The organism is Porphyromonas pasteri, assembly GCF_014647755.1.
Lineage (GTDB): Bacteria > Bacteroidota > Bacteroidia > Bacteroidales > Porphyromonadaceae > Porphyromonas > Porphyromonas pasteri.
In genome coordinates, this window is sequence record NZ_BMPU01000002.1 from 164,097 (window position 1) to 176,642 (window position 12,546).

Genomic DNA, 12,546 nt, shown 5'->3' on the forward strand with positions numbered 1-12,546 from the left:
CTTAGTTCGTGGAGGGCTTGATGACGCTCCCGAGGCGGACGCGGTAATATAGTGAGGTATAGCTCTCGGTACGCTCCACCATATTGTTGGTATTGAGGTACCAAGGCACTACGATAGAGGCTTCCGCTCCCTGATGGAGGTTCTGCACAGCGATCTGCAGGCCTACGGGGAGGCTGGCGACGGTCTCCTGCTGGACGGAGTTGAGGTCAAGGGTCTGGCGCACACGCATAGCCTTGAGGTTGTCCTTGATCCAGTCGCTCGTCGAGTAGGCGTCACGGAAGAGCGTGACGGCATCGGTATAGTCCACCCCGACAGACGCATCGCCTGCCTTGGTGACCTTCATATAGATGAAGCCACTACCCGTGATACCGGGTACAGTGACGCGCTGGAAGTCCGTGCTGTCGGCGAAGGCGCGGAAGGCCCGCTCATTCGTGGCACGGCGCTCCTGGGCGACGTCGATAGTGCTATTGCAGCTCGTGAGGCCAAGGAGCGTAAGCAGGGCGAGGCCTGTGGTGATCTTGCTTATCATCATTGTCTCTTAGATGAAGTGGTGGGCACCTCTCTTGGGTGGGGGTTAGATCTTGCGCAGCAGGCTCTTCAGCGAAGTAGCCTCGTAGAGTACGCGGGAGAGCTCGCTGATAGCGACGCGCTCCTGCTGCATCGTGTCGCGGTGACGCAGGGTGACGGTATCATCCTCCATCGTCTGGTGGTCGATGGTGACGCAGTAGGGCGTACCGATAGCGTCCTGACGGCGGTAGCGCTTACCGATAGAGTCCTTCTCATCGAGCTGGCAGTTGAAGTCGAACTTCAGCTCGTCGTAGATCTCCTGTGCCTTGGCATCGAGGCCGTCCTTACGTACCAGGGGTAGGATAGCGAGCTTGACAGGAGCGAGAGCTGCGGGCAGGCGCAGTACCGTGCGCTTCTCACCACCCTCGAGGGCTTCCTCTTCGTAGGAGCCACAGACGAGGCTGAGGAACATACGGTCGACACCGATAGAGGTCTCGATGACGTAGGGCACATAGCTCTCACCCAGCTCGGGATCGAAGTACTGCATCTTCTTGCCGCTGAACTCCTCGTGACGCTTCAGGTCGAAGTCCGTACGGCTGTGGATACCCTCTACTTCCTTGAAGCCGAAGGGCATCTCAAACTCGATGTCCGTAGCTGCGTTGGCGTAGTGCGCCAGCTTCTCGTGGTCGTGGTAGCGGTACTTCTTGTCGCCGAGGCCGAGGGCCTTGTGCCAGCGAAGACGCAGGTCCTTCCAGAAGTCGAACCACTTGAGCTCCTCACCGGGACGGACGAAGAACTGCATCTCCATCTGCTCGAACTCGCGCATACGGAAGATGAACTGACGGGCGACGATCTCATTGCGGAAGGCCTTACCGATCTGTGCGATACCGAAGGGCACCTTCATACGACCCGTCTTCTGCACATTGAGGAAGTTCACGAAGATCCCCTGAGCCGTCTCGGGGCGCAGATAGACCTTCATCGCACCGTCGGCTGTGGAGCCCATCTCGGTGGCGAACATAAGGTTGAACTGGCGGACCTCCGTCCAGTTGCGCGTGCCACTGATGGGGCAGACGATCTCGTAGTCGAGGATGATCTGACGCAGCTCCTCGAGGTTGGTATCGTTCATAGCAGCAGCGAAGCGACTGTGCAGCTCTTCCCACTTAGCCTGATACTCGAGTACACGGCCATTGGTGGAGCGGAACTGCGCTTCGTCGAAGCTCTCGCCGAACTTCTTCGCAGCCTTGGCTACCTCCTTATTGATCTTCTCCTCGATCTTCGCCAGCTGATCCTCGATGAGGACGTCAGCGCGGTAGCGCTTCTTCGAGTCCTTGTTGTCGATGAGGGGGTCATTGAAGGCGTCGACGTGGCCAGAGGCCTTCCAGATCTTGGGGTGCATGAAGATCGCTGAGTCGATCCCTACGACGTTAGGAGCCAAGAGGGTCATCGCCTCCCACCAGTAGCGCTTGATGTTGTTCTTCAGTTCGCTACCGAGCTGTCCGTAGTCGTAGACAGCGCCGAGGCCGTCGTAGATTTCGGAGGAGGGGAAGACGAAGCCGTATTCCTTACAGTGGGCGATCACCTTCTTAAAGAGGTCTTCTTGCTGTGCCATGAGAGCAGTTGCTTATTCTATTATCTATTTGGATTGTATCGATGTGATAGCTGCGACGCACCGATGCGAGGTGCGCACAGTCCACAAAGTTACACATTCTCCTCTACTTACGTACGCTACGGATCGGCTCCGAAAGGCCCGCTCGCTGACCGCACTTCGGGCGGGTGACTCCCGTCCGTGTAGAAGTCAGCACCTCATCAATAAGCTGGAGGTCCTCCAGCTACCTAATTAGCCTTCTTCTGAGTACCGAAGTAGCCCTACCATACGCCCTAGATAAACACTCGTGCGGGATGCCCTTGGCTTAGCCGAAAGCATCCCGCACGGAGTAGGGTGAGTACCCTGAGTATGATAGGATGGAGCTTATTTTGCTCGCTGGATGACCGTCATACTTGGGGAGGCGAGACCCTTGTGGTTATCCTGGGCAACGAAGTCAACTGACCTATCCTGTCCCGTTTCATTCTTCTGGACTTCGACATCGATCACGGACTTGTTCTCTCTGACGATAAAGGCTACCCAGTCGTAAGATATCTTGAGGTCTCCATTCGATAGGGTGTCGATCTTCTTCGTTAAGTAGGTCTCAGACTTTGGATCTAGTATACCGATGATATGCCAATCTATTTTATGGTTGTACGGCTTTCCTGAGGCCGTCAACACACGGAAGGACTTTTGCTGGGCTTGGCTATCGAAGAACTTATTCATTTTACCCTCAATAGTGGGCTCATCCGTGACTCGGTCACAAGACGTGAGTACGAAGGTGAGCGCCATAACTACTGCCCAAAGGAGCTTAGATGCTTTCATAAGAGTCTTTATACCTGAATGTGTTTTAGGTTTGTGAGTTCGTTTCGATACCAAATATAGATATATCCTTTCAGTTTCTACAAGGTGTCTCTGTGAGCACTGCAGGAAAACTCCCGCACGCGTGGTGGAAAAGTCTCTTAGGACTACGGCTAAAGCTTTATCTCGGTACGTGGATCTTAGGACTACGTAGGTGGATGATAGGATCTACGTGCAGAGTCTATAAATCTACGTACCTGGATAGAGGATATGCTGTATAGGAGGGGACTTATAGCACTGCGGGTAGGGCGTTAGTTCTTCTATGCGGAAAGGAAAAAGGCTGTATAGTCCGCCACATCATCGCCGTAGTGAAGGGATCTATAAAAGCCGTGCGGGACGCCCTCGGCTCAGCCGAAAGCGTCCCGCACAAGGTAGGGGAATGTACTATTAGTACAGGATGCTGATCTCGCCTTCTCTGGTGAAGAGGTCCCACATACCTTCCTGTCCATTCGGGGATGAGTGGGCATTGCAGATGAGCATAAATTGCTCGTAGAAGGGGATCTCACGCGGGCGACTGATAGAGAGGGAGCTGACCCATGCGCGCCCAGTGGTGTCGTCCGAATCGATGACGCATTGGGCCGACTCGCTCAGCTTCGTATTGATCTTGGGGGAGACGAATAGCTTCACAGCTTTGTCCAGTGTGCTGATGGCCTTCTCTTTGCTCTTAGGATCGGTGGAGTCATACGTGGCGGTGAAAGCGCTGAGCTCGCTTTCGGAGAAGTTCTCCAAGCTGGATAGATGCCCTCTCTTTGCTTCTCTTTGGGAGGTAGGTAGGGCTTGCTTTGCGTTCTTCTCACAGCCCAAGTTGGGGAGAAGAAGGAAGAGAGCAAGTCCCCCTATAAGGAGCTTACTATTCATAGGTTCGTCAGAGTTAGGTAGTGAGTATTGCTACTCCAAAGATAGAGAATAGTAGGAATCTCTACGCCTTCGCTGAAGGGGGCTATTTCGAGGCCTTTACGCGCAGGGCCTTGAGTAGGGTCTTGGTGTCGGGATCGATGCGACGCGACTCGCAGATCTTCTGGATGGCCTTGTTGTGCACCCACGGCTCGAAGCGCTTCTCAGCGAGGTAGGGGTGGGTCTCGGTGGGGTAGAAGGTGTAGCATTCAGCGATAGCCCACGCCAGCGCCATACGCACGTAGTAGCCCTCATGGCTCACGGCGAGGTAGTGACGTAGTAGCTCGTCTATATGCTCATCGTCGATGAAGTACTGCATAAGGGCGACGATGCCGAAGCGCACCTCGTACTCCCCGCTGTGCTGGAGGTAGGGGAGGAAGAACGCCCAGAGCTCGGGGCCATGCTCACGGAGTAGCTTCTTCGGCTGGGGGAGGCTGAAGGAGTCGCAGACCGACCAGGAGTGGATGACCCGCACCCAGCGCGAGAGGTGGGTGAGGTAGTCGGAGAAGTCATTCACAGGGAGCATACCGAGGACAAGGCCCTGCAGGGTACGTGCCTCCATGAAGTCCTCCTCTTCGGGGCGCTCGCCACGCTCAGCTTCGTCGAGGTAAGCAGGCCAGCTGCCACTACGCACGATACGCCGAGCGAGTGCACGTAGGTCGGATAGACGTACGCCGAGTACGCCTGCTATATAGGGATGTAGTCGCTGGGTAAAGGGCTGATTGCCCTGCTGAGCAAGCTCCAGAAGGTGCTCTGTGATGCTTCGCTCGTCGATGCGATAGGGGCTGGACATAGGCCTTAGACAGCAAAGGCCCCCGTGGGGAATTAGTCTAAGAGTAGGTGATTGGCATCCTCGATCTTCTCGATGGTGCCAGAGAGGACGGAGGTACTACGCGAGGTCTGGTTGCGCGAATAGACATTCGAGGTGATGAATGCCTGACAGGTGCGCTCACTGAGGTCAAGGACCTGGCTCACGGTCGTGCCATCGGCCTCGACCCAGTTGATGAAGAAGACACTCTTGCCGATACGTATGGCGCTGTAGTTGTCTTCGCCTTCCTTGCTACCGTGGACGGAGTCCTTACTTCTCCAGAAGAGGTGCTTGTGCGATAGGTACTCGACGGTAGAGAAGTTATCGGGGAAGCGCAGGTGTAGGCGCTTCCCGACGAGTGTCGTATCCGTAGTCTGTACGGGAGGTGCGTCCTCTTGGCTCGTCTTAGTGTCAGAGGAGTCCCCACTGCACGCTGTGAGGAGCAAGAGCGCAGCGACAAGAGTGAAGAGAGGGCGTAGATGCATGATAGATCTATGGCTAATGTGTAGTAGGTGTGGTGCGGCTTAGTCACGCGAGAAGAGACGCGAGAAGAAGCCACGCTTCTCCTCCTCCTCTTCGTAGAGACCCAGTCGGTGCCACTCGCCGTCGAGCGCCTTACCCGCCTGGATGCGGTGGTAGATCGTACCCCAGTCGGGCAGCCCACCGAAGCTGCGGTCATCGAGGAAGAGATCGGCCTTGAGCTTGCGCGAGAAGCCCGACCCCGTAGCGTCTTCCTCGGGGAAGTCTCTATTGATAGCGTAGAACTCTACGCCACGCTGACGGCACCACTCCACGGCTTCGTCCAGGAGAGCGCCCTCACGGACGGTCCAGAGGATGAGACGATGCCCATCACGGATCAGCATCGCGAGGGTCTGGGTGGCGAAGGGGATTTCCTCGCCGATCTTGGGATAACGGTGACGCACGATCGTGCCGTCGAAGTCAACAGCTATAATCATTAGTAGAGTGGGGGAGTATAGGGTAGAGTTTAGAATCCAGAGAAGCGGATGACGTTCTCAGGCGTCTCCTCGGTCTTCTCTTCTTCGGGCTGAGTGACCTCCTCTACGGGCTCTGGACGTGACGGTGTAGAGGTGGTGAAGGTCGTCGAGCTCGTCGTGTACTGCGAAGGCTCGGGGCGGGGCGTATGCAGGTCGAAGGCCGACAGCGTGCTACGCTCACGAGCACTCTGGCTGGCCGTACCATAGTTGTTAATACGGATCGCTCTGTTGCTACTCTTATCGATGCGCTTGCTCTCGAAGATGCGGTGATCGCGGCGGAAGGAAGGCGTCTCCTCGAGGATGAGGAGGAGCTCTTCGTCATCGAGCTCATCGATGTTCAGGGCGACAGGCTCGGCCTTTGTGCGCTTGGTGGCGGCACCACCATAGACACGCTCGATGAGGCGCTGCTGCTCGTCGCGCTCCTTCTCTTCGCTGATCTTGGCCAGCGGATCCTTGGCCTTGGGCGTCGTGGGCAGGAAGATATCTTCGTCAAAGCCGAAGCCCGAGGCGAGGATTGTCACACCGATCTTCTTGCCGATACCTTCGACGCGAGCCGTACCATAGATCGTCTTGACCTCGTCGGAGAAGTCCTCGGTGAAGGCCTGGAGCTCGGTGAGCTCGGGGATAGTGAGAGGCTCTTCATCACCCTCATAGACGTTGATCAGGAGGTGACGTGCCTTGCTGATATTGTTGTTGTTCAGGAGAGGCGAATTGAGTGCCTCCTGGATAGCCAGAGTCATACGCTCGGGCCCTTCAGCGTAGCCGGTGTTGATGACAGCTACACCGCCATTGCGCAGGGTCGTATCGACGTCAGCGAAGTCAAGGTTGATCGTACCGGCGATATTCACCAGGTCGGAGATACCGCGTGCAGCATTGCTCAGCGTATCGTCCGCCTTGGCGAAGGCTTCGGAGACGGTGAAGTCCTTGTACACCTCGATGAGGCGCTGGTTGTTGATGACGAGGAGAGCGTCTACACTCTCGCGCATCTGCTTGACCCCTTCGAGTGCCTGGAGGATCTTAGCCGTACCTTCAAAGAGGAAGGGGATCGTGACGATACCGATAGTCAGTAGGCCCGCCTGCATGGCGATCTTGCCGATGACGGGTGCTGCACCCGTACCCGTACCACCACCCATACCAGCCGTGATGAAGACCATGCGTGTATCGCCCTCGATGAGGGCATCACGGATAGCCTGCTCACTCTCGAGAGCAGCTTCCTTAGCGCGCTCAGGTTTGGCACCAGCACCGAGACCCTTGGTGACGGTGGGACCGATCGTGATCTTGTCTACCACAGGGCTGCGGTCGAGAGCCTGGGTATCTGTGTTACATAGGAGGAAGGACACCCCAGGGACGGAGCCACTGGTGCACATCTTCGTGACAGCGTTACCACCACCACCACCTACGCCCACTACCTTGATGAGCTGCTTGATCTGACTTTCGCTGTATCCGTAGTTGATACTGCCTCGTTCTATTGTATCCATGTCGTCTAAAGGTATGGGCTAATAATCATCACCACCATCACTCTCACCGAAGAGGCTGCTAATACCCTTTGATAAGCCACTCTTGAGGCGCTCAAAGGCCGACGGACCCTTCTCCTTAGGCTCGCGCTTCTCTTCGTGTTTGTAGGACTCTTCGCGGTAGTCGAAGAAGTCGTCTTCATCATCATCCAGCGGGAGGTGCTGGGCTTCGCTGATGGTCGTGTAGGTGTAGGACTCTTCCTCCTCTTCCTTGGGCTGGAGCACGGGCTCAGCAGACTCGCTGGAGCGTGTCGTGGGCTGCTCCTGAAGGAGTGACTCGAGGGGACGGAGTTCGTATGTCACACCGGGCTCGCTGGCCTGAGCGGCGAGGGCTATCTCGGTGATATAATTTGCGAGGAGGTTATTGTCGACACCTTCCTCGTAGATGTCTCGGCGGAGAGAAGCCTTGCGGTACTCGGGAGAGAGCTTACGCAGGGTCTCGAAGAAGTAGTTGGTCTTCGTCACGCCACCAGCGAAGACGAAGCCCTTGGGGATGCTCTCACCGCAGCCAGCTTCGTGGATGATGCTGACCACATTGTTCAGGATCTCGAGGATACGTGCGCTGATGTAGCGGTTGACCTCGAGCTGGCTGAAGTGCTTCGTAGAGCTACCGTCAGCGGAGGTAGCGATGATCTCCTCGGTGCGCGACACGGAGAGATTCATCGAGCCCTGATTGATCTTTAGGTTCTCAGCGTCGGACTCCAGGAGGGGTACACTGAGCTGCGTGAGGTCGCGCGTCACATTGTTCCCACCGAGAGGCAGGACAAAGAGGGCGACGGGGAAGCGCTCCTGATAGATAGCTATGGAGGTCGTACCGCCGCCGATGTTGACGTAGGCACAGCCGAGGGCCATCTCCTCCATCGTCATCGTAGCGGCTGCTTCGGCGATGGGGGTGGGGAGGATACCCAGCAGGCGTAGGCCTAAGCGATCTTCGATGGTCTCACGGACGTTGACGATGATGTTCTGTCGGGCTACGATGAGTAGGTACTGGGCCTCAAGACGGCGGCAACGCACACCTCTGGGGTTGGGCTCGCGCTTGCCATCACATCGGTAGCGGGGCTCTGTGATGGAGAGGATCGTCATGCCGGGATAGCTGGCATCACTGACCTGATCCTTGAGGGTGAGTAGGTGCTCGGGGGTGACGACGCTACCTTCTTCACCGAGGTCGATGAAGGAGTCATAGCGCTCGGAGCGCATAGAGCGGCACTCCAGTCCTACATACACGCCAGAGATCTGTGCCTCCTGGGGTAGGGCGGTGCTGAGCTTATCGAGGAGCGAAGAGATACGCTTGGCAGCCTCCTCGATGTTGTGTATAGAACCTTGGCGCACGCAGCCTGCCGTGGGGACACGGTGGGCGGCGATGGGCACGACGCGTCCCTGTGGGGACTTCGTGGCGAGCATCCCAGAGAGGGAGGTGCTGCCTATGTTGATGACGGCGTATATGCTATCCCTACGATCGTTCATTTCTTTTGTGGCTTGTTAGGTTTGCCCTTCTCGGCGGGCTTATTGGGTTTCTTGGGGGTGGGGGCTTGCTGAGGAGCGGGCTTCTTAGGATCCTTCTTGGGGTCCTTCTTCGGCTCTTTCTTATCGGTCTTCGCCTTGTCGCTGGGCTTGCTTGCGGGCTTATCCTTGGGCTTGTCCTTCGGGGTTTCCTTAGCCTTCTCGCGGGGCTTCTCTACGGCGGTGGGCTTCTTCGGAGCAGGAGCCGCATTGGCCACTGGCGCAGGCTTGGGGGAGAGAGCGGGAGTGGGTGCAGGCGCTGGTGCTGGAGCAGCGACGACTTCGCCTTCTTCGTCGAAGGTCTCGCCCTCGGGGGCATAGCGGCTGCATGCGATGATCTGTGTGCCGTAGTCGAGGTTGACGTAGCTGAAGGCGTTCATCCCGCGCTTGGGGAGCACGCTCTCTGCGAAGATGCGCCACTTACGGAGCTTCTCACTCCAGTTCGACTCGCGACCTATGATGACGCGCGTCGTGCCGATACGTGGGATGAGCACGATACCGTCGGTCTCGTCGACGTAGACCTGCCCGAAGTAGTCGGTGAAGTAGGGATCTTCGCGCAGGGCAGCCATGAGGTCGTAGACGGGACCCGTAGCCATCTTGAGGTCTACAGCACCGCTGACGATGGGGAGGTAAGCTGCGAAGGTGGGGTTCACCGTGATCGTACCCTTGCCCTGCGTGACGTAGTAACTCTTACCCGAAGGCTCCTGCACGATGTAGAGGGGGTGCTTCTCCGTCAGGCGTATCTGCACGGAGGAGGAGGAGGGGGCGATGAAGGCCTCAGCACGCTTGTAGATAGGCATGCTGAGCAGGGTACGCTCGATCTTTCTGAGGTCGATGGAGTCAAGGCGTTTCCCACGTAGCTGGATGCCACGACGGGCAAGCTCATCGGTGATGCGGTCGCCAGTGAGGAAGAGTGGTTCACCACCCGCCTCGGTCTTTATCTCGACGGTAACAGCCTCGCAGCGGTCGGTGGAGGTGACGCGTGGGGAGCGGATGAGTAGGTACGCGATACCTCCTATCAGTGAGACTGACAGGAGGAGCAGGAGTAGGTTGCGTACGAAGGCTCTATTCTTCATAGCCTGCGGCGGATCTCATCTGCTACCTGGGGCACCAGGCGGTCAATATCTCCAGCGCCGACCATCAGGATGACTTCGGGGAGCTCCTGACGCTTCTTGAGCTCGGGGAGCAGGCCTTCCTTAGGCAGCACAAGCACATCCTTGTGCTTCATCACGTCGGCGATCATCTGCGAAGTGACGCCTGGGATGGGGAGCTCGCGAGCGGGATAGATATCGAGGAGAATGACTTCGTCGAGCTGGTCAAGGCTTGCGGCGAACTCCCGATAGAAGTCCTGCGTACGGCTATAGAGGTGCGGCTGGAAGATGCCGAGGATCTTGCGGTCGGGATAGAGCTCACGCACCGAGCGGATGCTGGGGTCAAGCTCATTGGGGTGGTGGGCGTAGTCATCGATGAGCACGCAGCGGGGATCATTGATGAGGCGGTCGAAGCGGCGATAGACCCCACGGAAGGAGGCTACACCTGCGGCCAGCTCCTCGAGGGTAGCTCCACAGAGGTAAGCTACGGCCATAGCTGCTACGGCATTCTCTACATTGATGAGGAGGGGCACACCGAGCTCGACGTGGAGCGTACCTGCGGGGTGCCCTTCGATAGCGGGATAGTGCCAGTCGAAGAAGAGATGCCCATCACGGATCTCGATGCCGTCGGCACGGAAGTCCGCTTCGTCAGCTCCTGTGGTGTAGGTGAAGAGGCGCGTACCTTTCTTGAGGCGGGGCGTCACGGGGATACCCTTCTTCATTACCAGAGCACCCTCTGCGCTGACGAGCGAGGTGAAGTGCTCGAAGCTCTCCCGATAGGCCTCGGGCGTATGGTAGATGTCGAGGTGGTCGGGATCCGCGGAGGTGATCACCGCGATGTATGGAGAGAGATGGTGGAAGGAGCGGTCGAACTCATCGGCCTCGATCACGGCATAGTCGCTGTGCTCGGAGATGAGGCAGTTGGTCTGGTAGTTATTCGAGATACCGCCGAGGAAGGCGTGGCAGTCGACGTGGCTCGAGCGCAGGAGGTGTGCCAGTAGGGTAGAGGTCGTAGTCTTGCCGTGGGTACCAGCGATGCAGAGCCCGCGCTCACGGCGAGTCAGTTCGCCGAGGAGCTCAGCACGCTTCATCACACGGTTGCCCTGTGCGCGGAAGAAAGCCAGCTCGCGGTGGTCGTGGGGAACGGCTGGAGTGAAGACGACGAGGGTATCCTTCGTGCGGAAAGGCTCGGGGATTAGCTCGGGATCGTCTTCGTAGTGGATCGTAGCACCCTCTTCACTCAAGGCGTGTGTGAGGGGTGAAGGCGTCAAGTCATACCCTGCTACGCTATCTCCCTTGCTGAGGAAGTAGCGCACGAGAGCGCTCATGCCTATGCCACCGATACCAATAAAATACAGCTTCATGCACTATCTCTATTTTACCATTTTACGCAAAGGTACAAAGAAAGTAACACCGAGCGCCAGCGTACTTATATAAAGCGGGTAAGTCGGCTTCTCTGCAAGGCGAGAAAATCGACTCATACTAGTTCCTTTTTCTCTGCGGTTCAGTTTCTACTTAGCCGAAATGTATGCAGGGGAATAAGTCCCTGCTCACCAGAGGCATCGGCTGGAGGATATACCTCTCTTTGTTGTACCTTTGTGTACCACAACTACTTCACATTAATTGGCTACATGGGTAAGAAACGATTACTATCGCTTGATGCGCTCAAGGGCTTCGCTATACTGCTGGTGATTTTTGGGCATGTCTATCTGGGTGCAGACTCAGATATTTTTGCTACAAAAAGCTATCTGCATCGCTTTATATTAGCGGTACATATGCCATTGTTCGTTCTTGTATCTGGGTACTTTGCTCAGCGGAAAGTTGACAGCTTATCATCCCTCAAACAGTTCTTTCAAGACAAGTTTGTGCGGCTTATCTTACCTGCTATGCTGTGGTACCCTTTCTGGAGACTATGGAATGATGGTCAGATAGAGTGGGTGGGAATCTTCGGTAACCAGTATTGGTTTACACTCCATCTGTTTATTTATGTTGCTCTTTTTCTTGTCCAACGTAGTGTCGTTGACCTTGTGCTCCACGCTTTACCCAAGAAGAAAGCACTTGCCTGGGAAGTTATACTTCATATTGTCTTTACAATAGGGATCTATTACTTCATTCATGATGGGATTCTGCGCTTGTATCCAGCTGCAGCGAATATACTGCCTATTGTGCGTACACGCTTGGCTTGCCTATATCCCTATTTAGTGATTGGATGGATCATTGGGCGACTAGATCTCCTAGATAAGCTACGTTCACAGGGAGTTGTCGCTATCGCTTTTATACTTTTTGTTGTCTGTATAGGGCACTTGATTCAAGATCCTAATGGGGATCAGTATTTGGCAGAATACTTGGGTTATGGGCTGTGGCACATCAATCGTCTAATGGCTCTCTCGTTCACCATCTTGATGATCTATGTGCTGGATGTACTGACGATAGGCGAAGGACGCCTTGGACGCTGGCTTGTATTATTGGGACAGTGGTCACTACCCATTTACTTTGTGCACTATTTCTTCTTACCAGTCTTCCCTGGAGTGCATGCCTTCCTTGGGAGAATTACTCCAAGTAACCAGCTTTCACTTGACATATTTATCGGACTTGCTGGCACGCTGATGACCCTCTTGCCATCGCTTGCCGTCATCTACTGCATCCGCCTCAATCCTTATCTGGACTTTGCGCTCTTCGGTGAGAAGGGCCGTCTGATGAAGAAGTAAGTATTGCTCTATATCCTAAAGCACATAGCCCCGAGACACCTCAAATAGAGTGCCTCGGGGCTATGGCTTTTACGGGATAACGTCCT

The 12,546-nt window shown here is 56.0% G+C and carries 12 protein-coding genes; 1 reads left to right on the forward strand and 11 read right to left on the reverse strand.

The window, feature by feature from the left end:
• Position 1: 1 nt before the first annotated feature.
• The 11 genes from IEX77_RS04190 to murC form a co-directional block, all read right to left on the reverse strand.
• Complete coding sequence (locus IEX77_RS04190; RefSeq protein ID WP_188807860.1) at positions 2–532, reverse strand: hypothetical protein; 531 nt, start codon at positions 530–532, stop codon at positions 2–4.
• A gap of 42 nt (positions 533–574) precedes the next feature.
• Positions 575–2,116 (reverse strand): glycine--tRNA ligase, encoded by a 1,542-nt coding sequence (locus IEX77_RS04195; protein ID WP_188807861.1) that lies wholly within the window; start codon positions 2,114–2,116, stop codon positions 575–577.
• Positions 2,117–2,476: 360 nt separating this feature from the next.
• On the reverse strand, positions 2,477–2,914 hold the full coding sequence (locus tag IEX77_RS04200; protein ID WP_188807862.1) for a hypothetical protein: 438 nt from the start codon (positions 2,912–2,914) through the stop codon (positions 2,477–2,479).
• Positions 2,915–3,337: 423 nt separating this feature from the next.
• The gene (locus IEX77_RS04205) at positions 3,338–3,808 is read right to left on the reverse strand and encodes a hypothetical protein (RefSeq protein WP_188807863.1); all 471 of its coding nucleotides are present in this window, start codon (positions 3,806–3,808) and stop codon (positions 3,338–3,340) included.
• An 82-nt stretch (positions 3,809–3,890) separates the two neighbouring features.
• A complete protein-coding gene (locus IEX77_RS04210; protein WP_188807864.1) occupies positions 3,891–4,637 on the reverse strand; it encodes a DNA alkylation repair protein in 747 nt (248 codons plus the stop codon).
• 32 nt (positions 4,638–4,669) lie between these two features.
• The gene (locus IEX77_RS04215) at positions 4,670–5,137 is read right to left on the reverse strand and encodes a MoaF-related domain-containing protein (protein WP_188807865.1); all 468 of its coding nucleotides are present in this window, start codon (positions 5,135–5,137) and stop codon (positions 4,670–4,672) included.
• Between the two features lie 39 nt (positions 5,138–5,176).
• Complete coding sequence (locus tag IEX77_RS04220; RefSeq protein ID WP_009432582.1) at positions 5,177–5,608, reverse strand: BT0820 family HAD-type phosphatase; 432 nt, start codon at positions 5,606–5,608, stop codon at positions 5,177–5,179.
• 29 nt (positions 5,609–5,637) lie between these two features.
• Positions 5,638–7,125, reverse strand: coding sequence for a cell division protein FtsZ (gene ftsZ / locus IEX77_RS04225; protein WP_229770792.1), 1,488 nt, complete (start codon positions 7,123–7,125; stop codon positions 5,638–5,640).
• Positions 7,126–7,143: 18 nt separating this feature from the next.
• Positions 7,144–8,625 carry a cell division protein FtsA gene (locus IEX77_RS04230; RefSeq protein WP_188807866.1) on the reverse strand — a complete coding sequence of 494 codons (1,482 nt, stop codon included), beginning with the start codon at positions 8,623–8,625 and terminating at the stop codon, positions 7,144–7,146.
• Positions 8,622–9,737 (reverse strand): POTRA-like domain-containing protein, encoded by a 1,116-nt coding sequence (locus tag IEX77_RS04235; protein WP_188807867.1) that lies wholly within the window; start codon positions 9,735–9,737, stop codon positions 8,622–8,624. Before IEX77_RS04235 ends, IEX77_RS04230 begins: the two co-directional genes overlap by 4 nt.
• Positions 9,734–11,116, reverse strand: a complete 1,383-nt coding sequence (gene murC, locus IEX77_RS04240) for a UDP-N-acetylmuramate--L-alanine ligase (RefSeq protein WP_188807868.1) — start codon at positions 11,114–11,116, stop codon at positions 9,734–9,736. Before murC ends, IEX77_RS04235 begins: the two co-directional genes overlap by 4 nt.
• 267 nt (positions 11,117–11,383) lie before the next feature.
• On the opposite strand from murC, the gene IEX77_RS04245 reads away from it, so the two are divergent.
• Positions 11,384–12,460, forward strand: coding sequence for an acyltransferase family protein (locus IEX77_RS04245; RefSeq protein ID WP_188807869.1), 1,077 nt, complete (start codon positions 11,384–11,386; stop codon positions 12,458–12,460).
• Positions 12,461–12,546 lie beyond the last annotated feature (86 nt).